The sequence below is a fragment of the Enterococcus sp. DIV0712 genome, assembly GCF_050554855.1.
Classification (GTDB): Bacteria; Bacillota; Bacilli; order Lactobacillales; family Enterococcaceae; genus Enterococcus; species Enterococcus faecalis.
Genome location: NZ_CP187333.1, coordinates 2,369,761 through 2,390,293, shown reverse-complemented (window position 1 = coordinate 2,390,293; position 20,533 = coordinate 2,369,761). Strand labels below are relative to the sequence as shown.

The window sequence follows — 20,533 nt, the reverse complement described above, 5'->3', positions numbered from 1 at the left end:
GTCAATGTATGGGTAGATATGAAGGAGGAAACAAGGAAATGAAGAAAAGAGCTTTGCTAGGGGTTACCTTATTAACATTTACAACATTAGCGGGTTGTACAAATTTATCTGAACAAAAAAGCGGCGAAAAACAAACAGAGGTTGCTGAAGCGAAGGCAACTGAATCTGAAAAAGCACCAGTAAAAAATGTTATTTTTATGATTGGAGATGGCATGGGGAATCCGTATACAACGGGCTATCGCTATTTCAAAGCCAATCACTCAGACAAGCGTGTTCCCCAAACAGCTTTTGATACCTATTTGGTCGGACAGCAAGCCACTTATCCAGAAGATGAAGAAGAGAATGTCACCGATTCAGCTTCCGCAGCGACAGCGATGGCTGCCGGAGTAAAAACCTATAATAATGCTATTGCACTCGATAATGACAAGTCCAAAACAGAAACAGTGCTGGAACGTGCGAAAAAAGTGGGGAAATCAACGGGGCTTGTAGCAACATCTGAAATAACACATGCAACCCCTGCTGCATATGGCGCACATAATGTTTCACGCAAAAATATGGCAGAAATAGCCGATGACTATTTTGATGATCAAATCGACGGACAACACAAAGTCGATGTGTTACTTGGCGGCGGCTCCGAATTATTTGCCCGGAAAGATCGTGATTTAGTCAAAGAATTTTCCCAAGCGGGTTATGGTCATGTCACAGACAAAAAGTCGTTAAATGAGAACCAAGACGACAAAATTTTAGGCTTGTTTGCACCAGGCGGGCTACCTAAAATGATTGACCGAACGGAAGAAGTCCCTTCATTAGCTGATATGACAGAAGCGGCTCTTCAACGGTTAGATAAAAATGAAAAAGGCTTCTTTTTAATGGTTGAAGGTAGCCAAATTGATTGGGCCGGGCATAGCAATGATATTGTTGGCGCGATGAGCGAAATGCAAGACTTCGAAGCGGCGTTTGAAAAGGCCATCGATTTTGCCAAAAAAGATGGTGAAACATTGGTGGTTACAACTGCAGATCATTCTACTGGTGGTTTGTCTTTAGGTAAAGGCGATCAATACAACTGGTTGACGGAGCCTTTACATGCGGCAAAACGCACGCCTGATTTCATGGCAGAAGAAATTATTAAAAATGGTAATGTGGAAAAAACAGTGACTGAGTATATTGATTTTCAATTAAGTGAGGCTGAATTGAAAGCAGTGAAAACAGTGGCGGAGTCAAAAGATGTTGAAAAAATCGCTCAGGCATTAAGAAAGATTTTTGATGAACGTTCGAATACTGGTTGGACTACTGGCGGACACACAGGAGAAGATGTAAATGTCTATGCTTATGGCCCACAAGCAGAAGCTTTTTCAGGACAAATTGATAATACAGACCAAGCGAAGATTATTTTTGGCTTAGTAGATGGCACCGGGCAAAAAGCTGAGATTAAAGATAAAGGTATTGGCAAATAACAAAATAAAGAAAAAGCAGAACTTCTATACGTTCTGCTTTTTCTTCATTAAAGGCATAAAAATTTTATCTCTGTTATAATGAAGGTAACCAGATAAAAGTGAGGTCAAATAATGAAAAAAATGCATGTTGAAAGTGAATTTGCACCGTTACGTTCAGTTGTTTTAGCACAATCGCAATTTTGTTTACCAGATAAATTTGATGAAGCGGATACGACTTTTTTAACAGAGGAAAATGCCCGTTTAACACAGAATAATGAAGGGCGCGATTTAGCAGACTTTGCACCAGAACAACAAGTACGTTGGGAAAAAGAAAAAGAAGTCATGCAAGGAGTATTAGAATCTTATGGCGTAGAAGTATTTCGTCCACGTTTATTGACAACCTATGAAAAAGAACATGGCAAGGAATTGGGCGTAGGATATAGTAACTTCTTTTCACGAGACCCCTTTTTTACAATTGGCAACCTCTTAATAGAAGGAAACTTAAGATTCCAACACCGTCGACAAGAAATTTTACCAATTCGTCCGATTATTCAGCAGTGGACACAAGAAGCAGAAGGCTATTATTTTGCTGCGCCACAACCTGACATTTCTGAAGGGGCTTTAAGTGAAGCAGGTCCCTTTATTGAAGGCGGCGATGTTTTAGTTCTAGGAAAAACAATTTTTGTGGGCTACTCCGGCTTGGCAAGTAACCTAGCAGGAATTCAGTGGTTAGCCAATATGATTGGTCATTTTGGTTATGAAGTGGTACCGGTTCGGTTACATCCGCATATTCTCCACTTAGATTGTGCGTTAAGCTTGTTGAGAGAAGGCTTGATGATTGTTTGTGAAGAGGCCTTTTTGGATGGACTTCCTGCGCAATTAGCAAACTGGGAAAAAATTCACGTTACTTTGCAAGAAGCAGCGTATTTAGTGACAAATGGTCTACCGCTTAACGAAGAAACGTATATAACGGACCAATCGTTTACAACCTTAATTCCTCAAATAGAAGCAAAAGGTATCAAAGTTGAGGCAATTGATTACCATGTTTCTAGAATGTTAGGTGGTTCTTTCCGTTGTACAACGCAAGCGTTGATTAGAGAATAGTCAGCGAGTGATTATCAATTTTCGTAAGAAAAAATGTACGTTTTGTCTATGAAAACGATATAATTTTAGTTTTCACTATTTTTTTTAAAAATATTGAGGAAATTTTGATTTAATAAATGCGAGAAAACGTCAAAATGTTAGTGTTTGTTACTAATGTTTTGACGTTTTCTCGCTGTTTTTTTATAAAATTACTACTTTATATATGAAAAAAAACAATATATTTTTTGAAAATTACGTTTTCAAAGACACAAAAAGTCGTTGGAACCTTGCTGTTATAGTAAATTCATTTTTTTTGCATGAGGTGTTTAAAATTTGAAATCACAAGCAGTCTTTTTTTCGCTATACTTAGTTTACGTTCTACTGAGATAGAAAAGTTTTTCACTTTTTTATTCATTAATTAACCAAGATATAAAGGAGAGAGTAAAATGAAGAAAAAAACATTGGTAACTTTATTTGCAGGAACGGCAATTTTAGGGGCAAGCATTGCTCCTGCAGCAGCACATGCAACAACAACTGGTACAACACCAGCAAACGTAGAGATGACAAGTGGTTCATTACCAGGCGGTACGGGTGATGGAGATGATGGAAGCACCCAAGAACCAGAACCAGGCTCGAATACAAATTTTGATTTGTTATATGTTCCAACAGAATTCAAATTTGCTTCGACAGAAGTTAGTTCTGATTTATCAGCGATTTCGTTAGATGCGACAGGTACCCAAACAAAACGTTATGCTGTTGGGGATGTTCGTGGAACACAAGCGGGTTGGTCAGTTACTGCCGGCGTTGCTGAAATGAAAAATGGCACTGCTACTTTAGAAGGCTCAATTACCTTTGCACAAACAGGAGCAGTAGCGAAATACGATGAAACAGCAAAAACATACTCACGTGATGTAGCTGCCTTTGCAGCAGATCCAGGAAGTCCTGAATTTGCTGGAACAACTATTCCAGTAGGTGGAGCAGCTGTATCAATTGCTACAGCAGCAGTTGGTAAAGGTCAAGGTACATGGGATTCTGAATTATCAAATGTAAAATTAAACATTACAACACCTAGTTCACAAATTACAAATGGTGCGTATACAGGTAACGTAACTTGGACATTAGTGGCTGCGCCATAAAAAGTTACTAACGAGAATACTGCATTACTAGAAAAGGAGCTGCGCAGTGGTGCACGGCTCCTTTTCGATACATAGGAGGAACAAATAATGAAGACAATGCGCTGGCTAATCGTCACAGTTTTTATTTGTGTGATGGCATTAAGCATCCCTTCTGCTGTACAAGCAGAAGAAGCGGATGACAACATGAATACAAAATTTACAGTTAAACCCAATATTCCTGAGAATCAAGCGAAAAATACGCAATCCTACTACGATCTCATTGTAAAACCAGGACAGAAACAAGAAGTCGAATTATCATTAATTAATAAAACAGATGAAGAATTGACGATTGATTTAAATTTGGCGAATGCTGTGACGAATGACAATGGTTTAATTGTGTACAATGATTTCGAGAAAAAACCAGATTCAAGTTTAAAAGTACCCTTGACAACATTAATTAAATTACCTGAGGAACATGTAAAAGTTCCCGCTAAGAAAACCGTAACAGCCAAAATGACTGTCGAAATTCCAGCGAATGGTTTCCAAGGATTAGTTTTGGGTGGTGTTTATGCTTCGCTTGCAGAAGATGAAAAGGAAGAAAAAGGAAAATCAACGGGTTTAACCAGTCGATATGGATTTAATGTAGCAATTGCTTTACGAATGTCAGAAGATACACCGATGTATCTAGCAGAGACTCTTCAATTAGTTAAATTAGTTCCGACCATTGCTTTAGGAAATAAATCGGTCCAAGCGGTTATTCAGAATCCGACATCCGCTATTTTTCCTGAAGTACGTTTAGAAGGAAAAGTAACGAAAAAAGGCGAAACGAAAGAATATGCCAAACGGATTTTACCAAGTGTTCGTTTTGCGCCAAATTCGACGATGAACTTCCATTTAGATTTCGGGAAAGAAGATGTTCGTCCAGGAACCTATATTTTTGAAGGAAAAGCGGTCTTGAAAGAAGATGAACAACAAGTGTGGCCGTTTAAGCAAGAATTTACCATCAGTAGTCAAGAAGCCAAAAAATTAAATAAAGAAGCAGTAGTGAAATTGGTCCTACCGACTTGGTGGAATCAAGCTTTTTATGGCTTGTTAGCTGCAACAATTGTGAGTCTAATTCTAGCTATTTGGCGTTTTACGCAACAGAAAGCAACACTGAAACAACAAGCCTATTTACAACAAGAAAAACAGGCAGCCTTGAAAAATAGACAAGGAGCACGCTATGATGACAATGAAAAGTAAAGGGTCACTTCTGGTGACGTTGGGAATACTTTTAACCGTTGGCATTGCGAGTCTAATTGTTTCTTCTGAAAGTTTTGCAGAAGAAGTAGGGCAAACGAATATCGGTGTAACGTTCTATGGAGGGAAAGAGCCACTAAAAACGGAAGGTGTCATTAAGCCAACAGAGCAACCAGTCACTGATAAAGATAAAAAAATGTCACAACAACAAGACAAAGTGAGCAGAAAAACCACTGCTAAAACGAATCCGACTAATGCACAGACGTCATTACCAAGGACAGGTGAACGAAATAGCACGTGGCTTTACAGCCTTGGTATTGCATGTTTACTCGTAGTACTAACAAGTTTCTATTATTTGAATAAAAAAAGGAAAAAGGAAAAATAATGTGCTGTTTTTATAAACAGAGTCAATTGTAGAAGGAGGAATATAGATGGAGATTACGATGTGGATTTGGATTTGTGCTGGCTTGGCCGTCCTTTGTTTTGCTTTATTTTTACTGTTCTTAGTAAATAGCATGAATTTTGTACATCTGGCAAAGCCTAAGCAGTCTTTAGTAAAACAATCAATGTTTAGTTGGCTGCTTCTGGTGATGTGTGGCGGCTGGGTGGCGGTGGCTATTTTGCTGAATATCGCATTACAAACACAATTAACATAAAGAAAACCCGTTGTAAGTTTTTAAGAAACTTGCAACGGGTTTTTGTTAACTTTAAAATAAAGAACGGTACAATTTATCAAAAAAGTACAGTAGACATTTGTACCCAACTTAGATAGAAAATAAAGCGCTATCATTATATGATGATTACAGGAGGAGGACACAGCTGTGAATTATAAAATAAGTTATCTCCTTGACGAGTATGCAGGGCAAAAAATTGCGCTCTCTTTGGCTCAACAAATAACCGATCTTTCGCAACGAGAATTAGTGACACAACTTTCGACAATAGGCGGAGAAGTTCAACAGAATACCGTCAGCATTCCAAACCTTTCCGCAAATGAATGGGGAAAACAACTTTTTCAACAACGTCAAGTGATTTATAGCGAAACAGAAAGACAAGCACTTATTTTTTTGCTCACTTATTCAGAAATCGAAGAACTATCGGTGTATCATTACCAAAATTTTTTAGACGTTTCGAAAGGCACTATTTTAGCGGACATCAAAAAAGTACGACACCAACTAGCAACTGAAAACATTGCTTTATCCTACGAACGAAAACGAGGGTTTTACCTAGAAGGAGATGAATTTCGGATTCGTCGTTTCGGGAAAAATTGGCTTGCCCGCCTCTTACAACAAAAGTCGGGCACCTTCGCTTTATTTTGCTGGCTCAGTCAGCATCAAATGAGCCAATACGCAAAAATACGTGACGGCATTCAATTAGCCGTCCAGGAAGCGCAGCTTCAACTGGTACCCAGCAGATTGGATGAAATTAGTTACTTTCTTGCTTTCTCTCAAAAAAGATTAGGCAAATATAAAACAGTCGTCTGGCCTGAGAACCAGTTAATTCAGTCCTTACGCGCTTATCCCGTCAGTCGTCGTATTTTAAGTGATTTAGTTGGGCCAGTGGCGAATATAGAAACTGAGAGTCTTTTTTTCACGATTTGTTTAATGACAGCTTTGCAAGGAGAATTGCGAGATACGAAGTTAGAGTTTTTATTAGATATTTCTGGTGAAATTATTCGGAAAATGGAATTATTGGCCGTCGTTCAATTTGAGCAGCCTCGTGAATTGCTCATGAATGTGTATTATCATCTGGTTCCTGCCTATTTTCGGATTAACTATGGCTTTTACTTGCCGAATGTTTTAATCAAGGATATTCGACAATCGTATCGGTCGCTTTATCATCTTTGTGAACAAGCGTTAGCTCCTTTAGAAAAATTAACGAAACGGTCAATCCCGTCAGAGGAAATCGGTTTTTTTACCATATTATTTGGTGGAGAAATTTTCGGCCAAAAAAATGAGCAACGGCAAGAAAAGCTAAAAGCGCTAATTGTTTGTCCCAGTGGCATCAGTTCTTCGTTGATTTTGCAATCGGAATTGCGTCGGCTATTTCCAATGATTGAATTTAAAGAAACGAATGCGGTGAGGGAAATAGAGAATGTATCTGAAAAAAGCTATGACATCATTTTCTCAACGGTCCCTATTGAAACAGCCAAAAAGGTTTATCTTACCAAGCCCATTATGAGCTCTTTGGAGAAAAATCAATTGATGCACCAAGTTCAATCAGATTGGCTATTGCCAGGTATTTCCATGCCAGATGTTAAAGATATTTTAGATGCCTTAAAACCTTACATTTCCTTAAAAAAAGGAGTCACAGAAGCGCAGTTATATCGTGTCTTGCATCGTAAAATGAACAAAATTTTAGAAAAAGAGGAGGATCTGCGTCCAATGTTATCAGAATTATTAACAACAGAAACAGTCCAAGTCCTGCCTGAAGTTGCAGACTGGCGAGCGGGAATTACAGAAGCTGCCAAGCCGTTATTAAAAAATGGCAGTATTACGGAAAAGTACATTGATGCGATGATTCAAAAAGTCGAATCGTTTGGGCCATTTATCCATATCTGTCCAGACGTAGCATTGCCTCATGCGCGACCAGAAGATGGCGTTAATCAGTTAGGCATGTCATTACTAAAAATCCAAAAAAGTGTCGATTTATTAGAAGATCCTAAGCATGAAATTCACCTTTTTATTTGTTTAGCTGCTTCAGATAACGAAACACATTTACGGGCCTTATCTAGTCTGACAAAAATTCTATCAAAAAAAGAATCATTACATCGCTTAGTGGCGGCTGAAACCGTCCCAGAAATACTATCAATTATCCAAGAAGGAGAGAAATAAGATGAAGATTTTTACAGTTTGTCAAAGTGGTTTAGGAACAAGTTTTATGGTGCAAATGAATATCCAACAAATTTTAGAGGAAGTCGGTGTTGATACAGATAATTTTCAAATTGATCACACAGATGTCGGGAGTGCCAGTGGCGATATGGCTGATTACTTCTTTGTCGAAAAAACATTGCAAGATGCTTTAGGGTCAATTCCTGATGAAAAAATCATTCCTTTAAATGCGATTATTGATTACGATGAAACGAAGGAGAAAGTCTTGAAAGTTTTAGATGACAATGGCATTGCACATCAATAAGAAGGAGGAAAAACATGGAAACTTTATTGAATTTATTTGTTTCAATTGTTAGCCAGCCAGCGATTCTGGTTTCATTAATTGCTTTGTTGGGATTAGTTTTACAGAAAAAGAAATTTTCTGATGTTGTTCAAGGAACGTTGAAAACATTCGTCGGCTTTTTAGTTTTAATTGGTGGCGCAGGGCTATTAGCGAACTCGTTAACGCCCTTTGCGGAGATGTTCCAAACCGCGTTAAATACACAAGGCGTGGTGCCTAGTAATGAAGCAGTTGTAGCGATTGCCTTGCAACAATATGGGACACCAACTGCTCTGATTATGTTGGTGGGCATGGTTGTTAATATTCTGTTGGCGCGTTTTACACGTTTTAAATATATCTTTTTGACAGGTCAAGCGATGATGTACGTTTCGTGTTTGACAGCCGTTATTTTAGTGGGGGCCGGTTTTAGCGTTAGTTTGCCAATGATTCTTTTAGGTGGTTTATTTGAAGGAACTTTATTAACAGTGACACCTGCTCTTTGTCAGCCCTTTATGAAACAAATTACTGGAAATGATAAAGTAGCAATGGGGCATACAGGGAATATTGGTTATGCGGCAAGTGGCTTTATTGGAAAAGTCTTTGGGAATAAAGAAAAGTCAACGGAAGATATTAAAATTCCTAAAAGTTTTGGTTTTTTAAGAGACTCAACCATCTCAATTATGATTTTGATGTCGATTGTCTATGTGATTTTGGCTTTGCTGGCTGGGACAGGCTATGTCGAGCATGAGTTAAGCAATGGCGAAAATGCGATCATCTTTTCATTAATTCAAGCAGGAACCTTTACGGCTGGTTTCGTAGTGGTTTTACAGGGTGTGCGGATGGTTTTAGGAGAAATTGTGCCAGCTTTCCAAGGAATTGCTAAAAAATTAGTGCCTAATTCTAAACCAGCACTTGATGTTCCCATTATCTTTCCTTATGCGCCAAATGCTGTCTTGATTGGGTTCTTTGTGAGCTTTATTGTGGGAACTATTTCAATGTTAGCGATGGTTGGTCTGAATACCACCGTGATTATACCAGGCGTTGTCGGGCACTTTTTCTGTGGTGCCGCGGCAGGCGTTTTTGGAAATTCCACAGGGGGACGTCGGGGAGCGATTTTAGGGGCTGCGTTTAATGGCTTATTAATTAGTTGGTTACCGTTATTCATTTTACCAGTCTTGGGTGATCTACAGTTAGCATCCTCAACGTTTGCGGATACGGATTATTTAATCCCAGGCCTATTTTTAGGCAAATTAGGTGAGGCAGGTCCGAGTCTTTTAGTAGGAGGAATCATTGCTTTTGTAGTGGTTGTTCTTTTGGCTAGCGCTGTTTTGACTATGCGGGAGAAAAAAGTCGCCGAAGAAAACTAAGTGTTTAGTTCTAAAAAGGCAAGTGGGACAGAAGTCGTTTTGACTTCTGTCCCATTTGCCTTTTACCGTTGTTCTTGGATAAATTGTGCAATTTGTTTCCGCGCTTGTCGTCCTTCTGGCAAGTACTGTTTCATTGCGAAAACGTGTTGCATGCCAGGCACCAATCGGCAAGTATCTTGTGGTCGTGGCCCTAATTGTTTTAAAAATTGGTGATAGGAAGGGCAAAAAACTTCATGTGTGCCGCCCACGAAAAAAAGTGGCGGAAATTTTTGATAATCAAAGGACAAGCAATTTAAAGAAAGTGTGGCGTGATTGGCCGTGTCGTCAATCTCTTGGGCAATTAATTGTAAATAGTTCATGCCAATCATTTTGTCCTTTTTTTGATAACTTTTGGCAACAGGAATGTCTAAATGTCCATCTAACCAAGGAGAAATTAAAACAGCAGCTTTGGGTAAGCGTTCAGGGAAATCGGTGGCTAAATTCTGCAATACGTTTAAAACCAATGTGCCACCAGCAGAATCACCTAATAAAATAACATCTTCGGGATCATAATGCTGTAAAATTTCTTGATAAGCAGCATAGCAATGATTATAAATATCAGCAAAAGACTTATTTGGTGCTAATGGATATACAGGGATAAAATAATCTGTTGCAAAAGAGAGATCTTCAATTAGTTTATAACTAAAGTCTAATTGGCTATAGGCGAGATTCAATGTAAAGCCCCCACCATGCAGGTACAGTACAGCTTTCTTGGTAGGTGCAATAACGGAGTTTGACATGCGATACATCGTAGGAAATTGAGTCATTTCTTGAAGAGGAAAAAGATGACGTAAATGTTTTGGCAAAGTTACTTGTTCATTTAATGATCGTTGCCAATGATAAAAAGCCTTGGTGACTTTCGGATTTCGTTCAAGGCGAGCAATTTGGGAAAGACGTAAAGAATCTTCAAAAAGACAGGCTTTTAAGGATTTTTGACGAGAACGTGTGTGAAACAAATATGCGCTAGCTAACAACAAACCAATCGATTTCTTTTTCAATTAAGGCCCTCCATTCAGCAAAAAGTAAATCATTTTTTCTACAGTATAACATTTTAAAAGTAGAACAACGAAATTTGTTGAAGGGATGAAAGGACGGTTTAAACGAATGTACGTATTTATTTGTGGTTGCGTAAAGTAAATGATTGTAGTAAATTAAATGAGATTAAGAGGTCCGGTGAATGGGCGCGTTCACGGCAAGGAGAGAAGTAGGATGACAAATAAAAAGGTTACAATTAAAGATGTTGCCAATGACTCAGGTGTCTCCATTACTACCGTTTCACAAATTTTAAACGGGAATGGGGCACGGTTTAGTGGGAAAACGGTCGAAAAAGTATTGGCTGCAAAAGAGCGATTAAACTATCAGCCCGACTATTTTGCGCAACGTATGGTGATGAAAAAAAGTAAGACGATTGGCGTAATCGTACCTGATATTACTAATCCATTTTTCGCGCAATTGATTCGAGGAATTGAAAGTGTTTTATACAAAGAAAATTTTATACTGATGTTATGCAATGCGGACCAAGATGTTACAAGAGAACATGAATATTTAACAGAGTTGATTCGTCGCAGTGTCGATGGCTTTGTGATTGCAAGTTCTGAAATTTCCAATCAAACGATTAATGAAACGCTACGTGCGAAAAAGATTCCGTTTATTGTACTTGACCAAAAAAAAGCAGAAGGCTTTAGCGACGCTGTTTTGACAGACGATTATAGAGGTGGGCAACTAGCAGCAAAGCATTTACAAGAGCAACGACATGAACAAGTCATCGTGGTAATGCCGCCACATGCGCCAGTCAATATTCAGCAACGTTTAAAAGGTTTTTGTTCTGTTTATACGGAAAAGGTCCAGTTAATCGAAACAGAATTATCAAAAACTGGCGGCTACCAAGCTGTCCCCGAAATTTTAAAAACAGAGAGCACCGGAATTTTTGCTATCAATGATGAAATTGCTTTTGGTTTATATCGAGGATTAGCAGAAGCAGGCAAAAAAATTCCTGAGGATTATAGCATTATTGGTTATGACAATGTTGATATGTGCGAGTATGTTTCGCCGCCGCTAACAACAATTGCTCAACCTGTTTTTCAATTGGGGAAAACTACGGCGACTTTATTATTGGAAAGAATCCATCAGCCTGCAAAAGATTGGGAGGAGCAAACCTTGCCTGTCCAACTGATTGAACGATTTTCGACAGCACCCTTGAAATAGCTTTCAAGGTGTGCTATATTTTTGTTGTGGAATTAAAACGTTTTACTAAAACGTTTTAATTAGAATGAAAAAATAAATTTTATTGAGGTGGATGAAAATGAACGCGGTTACAATTATCGGAAGTATCAATTTAGACACAACATTAAGAGTCAAAGAAATGCCAAAACCAGGCGAAACAATTCACGCCATTGAACATTTTACAGCAGGTGGTGGTAAAGGAGCAAACCAAGCAGTTGCAGCGAAACGTTCAGGCGCAGAAACATATTTTATTGGTGCTGTGGGAAATGATGGCGCTGGAGCTATGATGACTGATTTAATGAGTCAAGATGAAATTAATTTAACTGGGGTCACCACTTTAGAAAAAACAGCTACTGGCCAAGCCTTTATTATGGTAGATAACGCTGGTGAAAATAGCATTATGATTTACGCAGGAGCCAATAACGCCTTTACGCCAAAACAAGTACAGGAACATCAAGAAATTATTGAAAAAAGTGATTTTGTGATTGCCCAATTTGAAAGTGCGATTGATAGTACGATTGCAGCGTTTAAAATTGCTAAAAAAGCAGGCGTCAAAACGATTTTAAATCCCGCACCTGCGTTAGAACAAGTTCCTGAAGAATTACTAAACGTGACAGATATGATTGTACCAAATGAAACAGAGACCGAAATTTTAACAGGCATTAAAATCACAGATGAAGCGAGTATGCGTAAAGCCGCAGAAGCACTTCATCAATTAGGGATTGAAGCAGTAATTATTACAGTAGGTAGTAAAGGAGCCTTTTATGACGTCAATGGACGAAGTGGTATTGTGCCTGCTTTTAAAGTGAAAGCGGTTGATACAACGGCTGCTGGCGATACTTTTATTGGCGCATTAAGTAGTATATTAGAGAAAGACTTTAGCAATTTGGAAGAAGCTATTCGTTATGGAAACAAGGCATCCTCACTGACTGTTCAACGTTTTGGAGCCCAACCTTCGATTCCTTATCAACACGAATTGGCAGACAAATAAAAAGGAGCGAGCGACATGAAAAAAACAAAAGTTATTAATTCAGATATTTCCCGCGTTATCGCACAAATGGGTCATTTTGATAAATTAAGTATTGGTGATGCGGGCATGCCAGTGCCTCGAACTACAGAAAAAATTGATTTAGCAGTTACTAATGGTGTCCCTAGTTTTATGGAAGTTTTAAACAATGTTCTTGAGGAATTGGCAGTTCAACGAATTTATTTAGCAGAAGAAATTAAAACAGAAAATCCTGATATGTTGACAGCAATTAAAACTCGTTTACCAGAAACTCCCATCAGTTTTATTCCTCATACAGAAATGAAACAAGAATTAAACAACTGCCATGCATTTATTCGGACAGGGGAAATGACCCCTTACGCAAATATTTTATTAGAAAGTAACGTTGTCTTTTAAACGAGAGAGGGGAAATAGAGATGAATGCGACTGCATTGTTAATCGGTTTAGGACCGCTTCTAGGTTGGGGGCTTTTTCCAACAATTGCTTCAAAAATTGGTGGACGTCCGGTGAATCAAATTCTCGGTACCAGTTTAGGAACATTGATTTTTGCCGCTATTTTTTCAATGATTAATGGTTTAACTTTTCCAACGGGCATGGATTTATTCTTTTCAATTTTATCTGGTGTCGGTTGGGCCTGTGCGCAAATCATTACATTTAAATGCTTCACGATGATTGGTTCATCACGTGCCATGCCAGTAACGACCGCGTTTCAACTTTTAGGTGCTTCTCTCTGGGGTGTCTTTTTCTTAGGAAACTGGCCAGGTGCGACAGCCAAATTGTTAGGCGCATTTGCCTTAGTGTTAATCATGATTGGTGCCAAAATGACGGTCTGGTCGGAAACGGAGTCCGCTGAGAGTGCTGGGATTATGAAAAAAGCAGTTCTTCTATTAGCCGTTGGTGAAATCGGCTATTGGGCGTACTCTGCAGCACCCCAAGCGACGGCAATTGATGGCATGCATGCCTTTTTACCACAAGCAATAGGCATGGTAATTGTGGCAGTTATTTACTCAGCAGTTGTCACTATTAAGGGTGGGGAAACATCCCCATTTATAGAAGCTGTTTCTTACAAACAAATTTTTTCAGGCTTTTTCTTCGCCTTTGCAGCGTTAACTTATTTAATTTCAGCGCAGCCAGATATGAACGGCTTGGCAACTGGCTTTATTCTATCCCAAACATCAGTTGTGCTTGCAACGTTGACAGGTATTTGGTTCTTAGGTCAAAAGAAAACAGCCAAGGAAATGACCGTAACGATTATCGGCTTAGTTTTGATTTTGGCAGCAGCTACGATCACAGTGATGATTTAAAAAAGTATTCAACGACCTATTATTCAGGGCGTTGAATACTTTTTTTTATTTGTTCTAAAAATAATGCAGCAGCTGTGGAAAGAACCGTATTTTTGCGCCAAATTAAACTAATTTTGGCTGTTAAAGCAGGATATAGCGGGATAAAACGTAAATTTGTTTGCTTTGTTTCTAGAATACCATCAATGCTTAGGGCGCTACCTAGACCAGCTTCTACCATCAGTGAAGCGTTGTAAAGTAAGTTGTAGGTCCCAACGATTCGGAACTGATCTAGACTTGCTTCGAGCCAATCAGAGAGTTGGCTCGGAACTTGTGCTTGTCGAGAAATAAATAAAGGTTCTTCTTTTAAATCGGCTGCAGTAATAACATTTTTAGTGGCTAAGGGATGGTCCTTTACAGTAATTAAGCCCCATGTATCTACAACTGGTAATGTTAAATAGCTATATTTTTGTTTAGGTGCAGGCTCAATAATTAAACCAAAATCTAATAATCCTTTGTCTAGCCGTTCTATTACATCATCTGCATTCCCACTGTATAAATGAAGGTGAATATCAGCTGAGTGCTGGCTTGTTATTTGTTGTAGTGCATTCGCTAAAAAAGACATAGCTTTTGTTTCGCCGCCACCAATCGTGATTTCGCCATTAATGAATTCATTTTGCGACAAGTTGGTGACTGTTTTATTCGCTAAGCTTAAAATATCTTGCCCTTGTTTAGCTAAATATTCTCCTTCAGGTGTTAGTTGTATTTGTCGATTTCCTCGTATAAATAATGTCACGCCTAATTCTTCCTCTAATTCTTTTAATTGCTTAGATAATGTTGGTTGTGATACATGCAATTGTTTGGCTGCGCCACTAATCGTTTTTTCTTGGACCACTGCTAAGAAATAGTGAATCACTCGTAATTCCATTACTTTCCCTCCTATAACTAAAACGCATACTTATCTATTTATTATAAGTATTAGACAGAGGAGTTGTCACGTATTACGATAAATTTAGCAAAAGGAGGCGATTAGGAATGCTTACAAAAAATCTCCAAGAACTAATTGCAACAGGTAGCATTGATAAAGATGAACCACTATTTCAACTTATTCATCAGATTCAAGAGGAAAATAGTCGCTATTTAATAGAATTAAATCAACAAGCCTATACACATAATGAAGTAAGGAATCTTCTTGCCACGATTATCCAAGACAAAATTGACGAAACCGTTACGATTTTATTGCCTTTTTATACAGATTTTGGACGCAATATACATTTTGGTAAAAATATTTTTATTAATCGGGCAGCTATGTTTGTTGATTTAGGGGGCATTATAATTGAAGACAATGTTTTAATTGGTCCGCGCGTTAATCTCTTAAGTGTCAATCATCCGGAAATGCCAATGAAACGGCGAGGCGTATTGCTAGCACCAATTACCATTAAAAAATTTGCGTGGTTAGGCGCGGGTGTCACTGTTTTACCAGGTATTACGATTGGTGAAAATGCTATCGTAGCAGCTAATGCGACTGTAACTAAAGATGTGCCAGCTAACGCTATTGTTGCAGGAACACCAGCTAAAATTATTCGTTGGATTCAGGAAGATAAGGAGGAAATATAATGAAATCATTATCAGAAAAAGTTATTGTTATCATGGGCGCTTCCAGTGGCATCGGTGAGGCAACAGCCCGTTTACTTGCCAGAAAAGGAGCGAAGTTAGTCATTGCAGCACGTCGACAAGAACGTTTAATTGCTATAAAAAAAGAACTTCCTGAAGCAACGATTCTCGTGCAACAAGCAGATGTAACGAAAGAAGAGGAAGTTCAGCGTGTAATCAAGCTTACAATGGAAAAATATGGACGAATTGATGTTCTTTTTAACAATGCAGGAGTTATGCCAACGGCGCCTCTTATTGAAGCACCAAAAGGAGAATGGCGTCAAATGCTAGATATTAATATTATGGGTGTTTTAAATGGCATTGCGGCAGTTCTTCCAATTATGGTTGAACAAAAATCAGGGCAGATTATTGCTACTGATTCTGTGGCAGGACATGTCGTTTATCCAGATTCGGCTGTCTACTGTGGAACAAAGTTTGCTGTTCGAGCAATTATGGAAGGATTGCGACAAGAACAAAGAGAGAATAACATTAAATCAACGATTATTTCACCAGGTGCTGTACAAACAGAACTTTATCAAACAATTTCTAATCGAGTAGTAGCTGAAACGTTACATCTAGAACAGTTAAGTTGGGGCTTAAAGGCGGAAGACATTGCGCAAGCAGTGGTCTTTGCCATAGACACGCCAGATCGTATGTCAATCAGTGAAATGGTTGTTCGCCCGACCACACAAACGATTTAATTTAAAAAGTATTCCTAGAAAGGAATACTTTTTTTAATCGTGATTGTTCGTTTTTTACAGAATTTAGAATTTGATATTTACTTATTTGTTGGTTTATTATATGATTAAACACGTTGTTTCATTAATAAATTGAATATTTTACGAACATTGTAAAATATTTAGATTTTAGGAGGACGGAACATGAAAGAAAAAATAAGTTCATATTTTGAACTTGAACAATTGAATACGAATATGAAACGAGAAATGTTAGCTGGTTTCACCACATTTATCTCAATGGCGTATATTTTGTTCGTTAATCCAACCGTACTTGGTGCTTCTGGCATGGACGAAGGCGCTGTTTTTACTGCCACCGCTTTAGCGAGTGCCTTAGGTTGTATTTTAATGGGTGTGTTGGCGAAATATCCGATTGCGACAGCACCAGCTTTAGGAATTAATGCATTCTTTGCTTATTCAGTCTCTGTTGGTATGGGGATTCCTTGGCAAACGACATTAGCAGGCGTTTTTGTGGCTTCATTGATATTTATTTTAATTACAATTTTTAAATTACGCGAGCTAATTATTGATGCAATTCCTGCAGACTTGAAATTTGCTATTTCAGGTGGAATCGGGTTGTTTATTGCTTTTCTTGGTTTAAGCCAAGGTGGCTTAATTGTGGCTAATGATGCGACACTTGTTGGCTTAGGACCTTTGAATGTTGGTTCAACGTGGGTCACCATTGTCGGCTTAGTCGTAACTGCAATTTTGTTAGTTCGTCGAGTACCAGGTGGTATTTTTATTGGAATGGCGATTTCAACGATTGTTGGTTTAGCGACAGGGGTTATTCCAATGCCTGATAAGATTATTTCAAGCGCGCCAAGTTTAGAACCAACATTTTTAGTGGCGTTAGGACATGTGAAAGATATCAATACGATTCAAATGTGGGTCGTGGTTTTAACGTTCCTATTAGTAACATTCTTTGATACGGCTGGTACGTTGGTGGGCTTAGCCAATCAAGCAGGTTTTATGAAGGACAATAAAATGCCGCGTGTGGGGAAAGCTTTAGCCGCTGATTCAACAGCGATGTTAGCTGGTTCTCTACTAGGGACATCGCCAGTTGGTGCATATGTTGAATCATCTGCGGGGATTGCTGTGGGTGGTCGTTCAGGAATCACAGCTATTACAACCGGGATTTTATTTATTTTCAGCTTGCTATTTTCTCCTTTGTTAGCAGTTGTCACTTCGCAAGTTACAGCACCAGCGTTGATTATTGTTGGTGTTTTGATGGCACAATCCTTAAGCAAAATTAAATGGAACGAGATGGAAATTGCGATTCCTTCCTTCTTAATCTTGTTAGGAATGCCATTGACATACAGCATTTCAGATGGGATTGCCTTAGGCTTTATCTTCTATCCAATTACAATGATTGCGGCAAAACGTGGGAAAGAAGTTTCGCCAATTATGTATGGCTTGTTCTTTGTTTTTGTCGGATTCATGTGGATCCTGAATGCGCAATAAGCAAGAGAGAAAGTTATCAAATAGTTGATTCATAAGACAATGAACTTATGAATCAACTATTTTTTTTCGACTAAGCACTAGAAAAACGCCCCTTATTTGATGTATAATTTGCAAAGACATTGACCTGTGAAGATACAGGAACAGAGAGGAATTAATTGAGTGAAGTATACAGAAATTATGGTTCGCTATGGCGAATTATCAACTAAAGGAAAAAATCGTAAAACGTTTATCATGCAGTTAGCACAAAATGTGAAACGTGCGTTAGCTGATTTTCCAGCATTGAAAATCCATGCAGATCGAGACAGAATGCATATTTTATTAAATGGGGAAGATAGTGAAGAAGTGATTCCGAAACTAAGTAAAGTGTTTGGGATTCAAAATTTTTCGCCAAGTATTCGTATTGAAAAAGAAATGCCAGCGATTCGTGCAATGGTTCAAGAGGTTGTTCGGGAAGTTTATACGCCAGGTAAGACGTTCAAAATTACTGCTAAACGCTCGGACCATTCATTTGAACTTGATTCAAATGGCTTGAATCAAGAATTAGGTGGGGCCGTTATTGAAGCCATTCCGGAAATTCAAGTACAAATGAAAAAGCCTGATATCAACTTAAGAATTGAAATTCGTAAAGATGCGGCGTATTTATCTTATGAAACGATTCGCGGTGCGGGTGGATTGCCAGTGGGCACCAGTGGTCGTGGTATGTTGATGTTGTCAGGAGGCATTGATTCACCAGTTGCTGGTTATTTAGCTATGAAACGTGGCGTGGAAGTGGAAGCTGTCCATTTTGCTAGTCCACCTTATACAAGTGAACAAGCGTTACAAAAGGCTAAAGATTTAGCTGAAAAATTAGTCCCTTATGTAGGAACTATTCAATTTATTGAAGTGCCCTTTACAGAAATTCAAGAAGAAATAAAACGAGTTGTTCCCCAAGGCTACTTAATGACCATTACACGACGTTTAATGTTACGCTTAACAGATGCAATTCGTGAAATGCGGAAAGGTTTAGTCATTATTAATGGTGAATCGTTAGGACAAGTGGCTTCGCAAACACTTCAAAGTATGGTAGCAATTAATGAGGTTACTTCAACACCGATAATTCGACCCGTTGTTTCAATGGATAAGACAGAAATTATCGAAATTGCCGAAAAAATTGACACGTTTGAATTAGCCATCCAACCCTTCGAAGATTGTTGTACAATTTTTGCGCCACCGCAACCGAAAACACGACCTCGCTTGGATAAAGCGCAAGATTATGAAGCGCGCTTAGACTTAGAAGGTTTAATGGCTCGGGCCTTAGAAGGACTCAAAATTACAGAGATTTCAGCAGAAACAGCGAAAGATAAACAAGAAGACGAATTTGCAGATTTCCTATAAGAAATAAATACAGTGACGGTCGCTTAGACGTCACTGTATTTATTTTGTACTTATTTCACAAACAAGTTGCTCGGAGAGGGGAACCGTGATAAACTGAATATGTGAAGTAGGTAACAAGGAGGACAGAGGATGGAGAAAAAAATGCCTAAAGCAACGGCAAAACGTTTGCCGGTTTATTTACGTTATTTAAAAATGTTAGGGGATTCTGGTGTTAAACGCATTAAATCACGAGAGTTTAGTGAAATGATCCAGATTCCTTCTGCAACGATTCGGCGTGATTTTTCCCACGTTGGTGAACTGGGCCGAAGCGGTTATGGTTACGATGTGCCGTATTTAATTGAGGTATTTAGTAATATTTTAAATACGCAAGAAGAAAAAAGAATTGCTCTGATTGGTTGTGGCAATTTAGGCAAGGCATTATTAAAAAATAATTTTAGACGCAATGAGAATTTGAATATTGTCTGTGCTTTTGATAATGATTCAGCTTTAGTTGGCACCACGATTAATGGATTATTAGTTCATGATATGTCTGAGTTAGAAGCATTCGTTCGACAAGAAGGGGTCACGGTAGCCATTTCTACAGTACCAAGTCACCATGCTCAAAAAGCCATCGACAAAATTGTACAAGCGGGTGTGACTGCGATTTTAAATTTTGCGCCAGACCGTGTCAGTGTGCCAGCCAACGTTAGTGTGCAGTATATTGATTTAACAACGGAACTGCAAACACTGATTTATTTTAATGAAACTTTTTCACTAGCAAATAGCCCAAAGCAATAAAATTGTCTTCATAAAAATCCTCTACTATACTTATTATTGAAAGTGGAAAAGGAGGATTTCAGAATGAATGTTACAAGAAAAGGGCACGTATTAGAATTGACAGGTGAACAGCCCGAAGTTGGCATAAAAGCCCCCGTCTTTTCTTTGAAAAATTTAAACAACCAAGAAATCAACTTGGCAGATTATAAAGGTAAAACGGTTTTAATTAGTGTGGTTCCTGATATCGACACACGTGTTTGTTCACTGCAAACGAAACGTTTCAATCAAGAAGCGGCGAAATTAGACGGTGTTCAGATTATCACGATTTCCAATAACACAGTTGAAGAACAAGCAAATTGGTGTGCCGCTGAGGGTGTCGAAATGGAAATGCTTCATGATACTGAAGACTCATTTGGTGCAGCTTATGGTTTGTATATTCCAGAAATGGGCCGTTTAGCACGTGCTATTTTTGTGATTGACCCAGAAGGAACGTTAGTTTATGAAGAAATCGTCTCAGAAGTTTCGTCGGAACCCGATTATCAACAAGCGTTAGAAGCTGCAAAAAAAGTGTAATCCCTCTAGATTACAAATTGACTTTGCTTGCGCTTCATTGTAGAATGAAG

General features: G+C 38.5%; 21 protein-coding genes and 1 other annotated feature (1 of these 22 cut by a window edge). Of the genes, 19 read left to right on the top strand and 2 right to left on the bottom strand.

The features are described 5' to 3' along the window. The first annotated feature begins 8 nt into the window (after positions 1 to 8). The 9 genes from IGL42_RS11470 (at position 9) to IGL42_RS11430 (ending at position 9,384) form a co-directional block, all read left to right on the top strand. Positions 9 to 1,454, top strand: coding sequence for an alkaline phosphatase (locus tag IGL42_RS11470; protein ID WP_025191905.1), 1,446 nt, complete (start codon positions 9 to 11; stop codon positions 1,452 to 1,454). A 111-nt stretch (positions 1,455 to 1,565) separates the two neighbouring features. Further along, positions 1,566 to 2,537: a dimethylarginine dimethylaminohydrolase family protein gene (locus tag IGL42_RS11465; protein WP_002359145.1), complete on the top strand. Its 972-nt coding sequence runs from the start codon at positions 1,566 to 1,568 to the stop codon at positions 2,535 to 2,537. Between the two features lie 425 nt (positions 2,538 to 2,962). Then, the gene (locus IGL42_RS11460) at positions 2,963 to 3,652 is read left to right on the top strand and encodes a WxL domain-containing protein (protein WP_002365278.1); all 690 of its coding nucleotides are present in this window, start codon (positions 2,963 to 2,965) and stop codon (positions 3,650 to 3,652) included. A gap of 87 nt (positions 3,653 to 3,739) precedes the next feature. Further along, complete coding sequence (locus tag IGL42_RS11455; protein WP_002385299.1) at positions 3,740 to 4,873, top strand: DUF916 and DUF3324 domain-containing protein; 1,134 nt, start codon at positions 3,740 to 3,742, stop codon at positions 4,871 to 4,873. Then, on the top strand, positions 4,854 to 5,255 hold the full coding sequence (locus tag IGL42_RS11450) for an LPXTG cell wall anchor domain-containing protein (RefSeq protein WP_010710921.1): 402 nt from the start codon (positions 4,854 to 4,856) through the stop codon (positions 5,253 to 5,255). The genes IGL42_RS11455 and IGL42_RS11450 overlap by 20 nt, the downstream gene beginning before the upstream one ends. Before the next feature lie 46 nt (positions 5,256 to 5,301). Next, on the top strand, positions 5,302 to 5,526 hold the full coding sequence (locus IGL42_RS11445; protein WP_002355093.1) for a hypothetical protein: 225 nt from the start codon (positions 5,302 to 5,304) through the stop codon (positions 5,524 to 5,526). Positions 5,527 to 5,691: 165 nt separating this feature from the next. Continuing rightward, entirely contained in the window at positions 5,692 to 7,701 is a 2,010-nt protein-coding gene (locus IGL42_RS11440) for a BglG family transcription antiterminator (protein ID WP_002390727.1), read from the top strand. Position 7,702: 1 nt separating this feature from the next. Continuing rightward, positions 7,703 to 8,002, top strand: a complete 300-nt coding sequence (locus IGL42_RS11435; RefSeq protein WP_002355095.1) for a PTS sugar transporter subunit IIB — start codon at positions 7,703 to 7,705, stop codon at positions 8,000 to 8,002. A gap of 14 nt (positions 8,003 to 8,016) precedes the next feature. Further along, complete coding sequence (locus IGL42_RS11430; protein ID WP_002355097.1) at positions 8,017 to 9,384, top strand: PTS ascorbate transporter subunit IIC; 1,368 nt, start codon at positions 8,017 to 8,019, stop codon at positions 9,382 to 9,384. A gap of 62 nt (positions 9,385 to 9,446) precedes the next feature. On the opposite strand, the gene IGL42_RS11425 is transcribed toward IGL42_RS11430, so the two are convergent. Further along, on the bottom strand, positions 9,447 to 10,421 hold the full coding sequence (locus IGL42_RS11425; protein WP_010710922.1) for an alpha/beta hydrolase: 975 nt from the start codon (positions 10,419 to 10,421) through the stop codon (positions 9,447 to 9,449). A 211-nt stretch (positions 10,422 to 10,632) separates the two neighbouring features. On the opposite strand from IGL42_RS11425, the gene rbsR reads away from it, so the two are divergent. From rbsR to rbsU, 4 genes are all read left to right on the top strand, one after another. Continuing rightward, positions 10,633 to 11,628, top strand: a complete 996-nt coding sequence (rbsR, locus tag IGL42_RS11420) for a ribose utilization transcriptional repressor RbsR (RefSeq protein WP_010710923.1) — start codon at positions 10,633 to 10,635, stop codon at positions 11,626 to 11,628. 91 nt (positions 11,629 to 11,719) lie between these two features. Continuing rightward, the gene (rbsK, locus tag IGL42_RS11415) at positions 11,720 to 12,637 is read left to right on the top strand and encodes a ribokinase (RefSeq protein ID WP_002381157.1); all 918 of its coding nucleotides are present in this window, start codon (positions 11,720 to 11,722) and stop codon (positions 12,635 to 12,637) included. 15 nt (positions 12,638 to 12,652) lie between these two features. Beyond that, positions 12,653 to 13,048 (top strand): D-ribose pyranase, encoded by a 396-nt coding sequence (rbsD, locus tag IGL42_RS11410; RefSeq protein WP_002355102.1) that lies wholly within the window; start codon positions 12,653 to 12,655, stop codon positions 13,046 to 13,048. Between the two features lie 20 nt (positions 13,049 to 13,068). After that, positions 13,069 to 13,956, top strand: coding sequence for a ribose/proton symporter RbsU (gene rbsU / locus IGL42_RS11405; RefSeq protein ID WP_010710924.1), 888 nt, complete (start codon positions 13,069 to 13,071; stop codon positions 13,954 to 13,956). Positions 13,957 to 13,975: 19 nt separating this feature from the next. On the opposite strand, the gene IGL42_RS11400 is transcribed toward rbsU, so the two are convergent. After that, positions 13,976 to 14,860, bottom strand: a complete 885-nt coding sequence (locus tag IGL42_RS11400; protein ID WP_002370030.1) for a LysR family transcriptional regulator — start codon at positions 14,858 to 14,860, stop codon at positions 13,976 to 13,978. Positions 14,861 to 14,967: 107 nt separating this feature from the next. Between IGL42_RS11400 and IGL42_RS11395 the strand changes: the two genes are divergently transcribed. The 6 genes from IGL42_RS11395 (at position 14,968) to tpx (ending at position 20,483) form a co-directional block, all read left to right on the top strand. Then, positions 14,968 to 15,549 carry a DapH/DapD/GlmU-related protein gene (locus IGL42_RS11395; protein ID WP_002375707.1) on the top strand — a complete coding sequence of 194 codons (582 nt, stop codon included), beginning with the start codon at positions 14,968 to 14,970 and terminating at the stop codon, positions 15,547 to 15,549. After that, complete coding sequence (locus tag IGL42_RS11390; RefSeq protein WP_002359155.1) at positions 15,549 to 16,286, top strand: SDR family oxidoreductase; 738 nt, start codon at positions 15,549 to 15,551, stop codon at positions 16,284 to 16,286. The genes IGL42_RS11395 and IGL42_RS11390 overlap by 1 nt, the downstream gene beginning before the upstream one ends. 180 nt (positions 16,287 to 16,466) lie before the next feature. After that, positions 16,467 to 17,780: an NCS2 family permease gene (locus IGL42_RS11385; RefSeq protein ID WP_002355107.1), complete on the top strand. Its 1,314-nt coding sequence runs from the start codon at positions 16,467 to 16,469 to the stop codon at positions 17,778 to 17,780. 159 nt (positions 17,781 to 17,939) lie between these two features. After that, positions 17,940 to 19,154 carry a tRNA uracil 4-sulfurtransferase ThiI gene (gene thiI, locus IGL42_RS11380; RefSeq protein ID WP_002359156.1) on the top strand — a complete coding sequence of 405 codons (1,215 nt, stop codon included), beginning with the start codon at positions 17,940 to 17,942 and terminating at the stop codon, positions 19,152 to 19,154. A 129-nt stretch (positions 19,155 to 19,283) separates the two neighbouring features. Further along, the gene (locus IGL42_RS11375; protein WP_002365189.1) at positions 19,284 to 19,931 is read left to right on the top strand and encodes a redox-sensing transcriptional repressor Rex; all 648 of its coding nucleotides are present in this window, start codon (positions 19,284 to 19,286) and stop codon (positions 19,929 to 19,931) included. A gap of 63 nt (positions 19,932 to 19,994) precedes the next feature. Continuing rightward, a complete protein-coding gene (gene tpx, locus IGL42_RS11370; RefSeq protein ID WP_010710925.1) occupies positions 19,995 to 20,483 on the top strand; it encodes a thiol peroxidase in 489 nt (162 codons plus the stop codon). A gap of 49 nt (positions 20,484 to 20,532) precedes the next feature. Further along, position 20,533: a binding site (T-box leader), on the top strand (it continues 239 nt past the right edge of the window).

Excerpts from the sequence above, each read along its gene's own strand:
- IGL42_RS11470 (WP_025191905.1), top strand. The coding sequence starts at position 9 with ATGGGTAGATATGAAGGAGGAAACAAGGAAATGAAGAAAAGAGCTTTG.
- IGL42_RS11465 (WP_002359145.1), top strand. The coding sequence starts at position 1,566 with ATGAAAAAAATGCATGTTGAAAGTGAATTTGCACCGTTACGTTCAGTT.
- IGL42_RS11460 (WP_002365278.1), top strand. The coding sequence starts at position 2,963 with ATGAAGAAAAAAACATTGGTAACTTTATTTGCAGGAACGGCAATTTTA.
- IGL42_RS11455 (WP_002385299.1), top strand. The coding sequence starts at position 3,740 with ATGAAGACAATGCGCTGGCTAATCGTCACAGTTTTTATTTGTGTGATG.
- IGL42_RS11450 (WP_010710921.1), top strand. The coding sequence starts at position 4,854 with ATGATGACAATGAAAAGTAAAGGGTCACTTCTGGTGACGTTGGGAATA.
- IGL42_RS11445 (WP_002355093.1), top strand. The coding sequence starts at position 5,302 with ATGGAGATTACGATGTGGATTTGGATTTGTGCTGGCTTGGCCGTCCTT.
- IGL42_RS11435 (WP_002355095.1), top strand. The coding sequence starts at position 7,703 with ATGAAGATTTTTACAGTTTGTCAAAGTGGTTTAGGAACAAGTTTTATG.
- IGL42_RS11430 (WP_002355097.1), top strand. The coding sequence starts at position 8,017 with ATGGAAACTTTATTGAATTTATTTGTTTCAATTGTTAGCCAGCCAGCG.
- rbsR (WP_010710923.1), top strand. The coding sequence starts at position 10,633 with ATGACAAATAAAAAGGTTACAATTAAAGATGTTGCCAATGACTCAGGT.
- rbsK (WP_002381157.1), top strand. The coding sequence starts at position 11,720 with ATGAAAATGAACGCGGTTACAATTATCGGAAGTATCAATTTAGACACA.
- rbsD (WP_002355102.1), top strand. The coding sequence starts at position 12,653 with ATGAAAAAAACAAAAGTTATTAATTCAGATATTTCCCGCGTTATCGCA.
- rbsU (WP_010710924.1), top strand. The coding sequence starts at position 13,069 with ATGAATGCGACTGCATTGTTAATCGGTTTAGGACCGCTTCTAGGTTGG.
- IGL42_RS11400 (WP_002370030.1), bottom strand. The coding sequence starts at position 14,860 with ATGGAATTACGAGTGATTCACTATTTCTTAGCAGTGGTCCAAGAAAAA.
- IGL42_RS11395 (WP_002375707.1), top strand. The coding sequence starts at position 14,968 with ATGCTTACAAAAAATCTCCAAGAACTAATTGCAACAGGTAGCATTGAT.
- IGL42_RS11390 (WP_002359155.1), top strand. The coding sequence starts at position 15,549 with ATGAAATCATTATCAGAAAAAGTTATTGTTATCATGGGCGCTTCCAGT.
- IGL42_RS11385 (WP_002355107.1), top strand. The coding sequence starts at position 16,467 with ATGAAAGAAAAAATAAGTTCATATTTTGAACTTGAACAATTGAATACG.
- IGL42_RS11375 (WP_002365189.1), top strand. The coding sequence starts at position 19,284 with ATGGAGAAAAAAATGCCTAAAGCAACGGCAAAACGTTTGCCGGTTTAT.
- tpx (WP_010710925.1), top strand. The coding sequence starts at position 19,995 with ATGAATGTTACAAGAAAAGGGCACGTATTAGAATTGACAGGTGAACAG.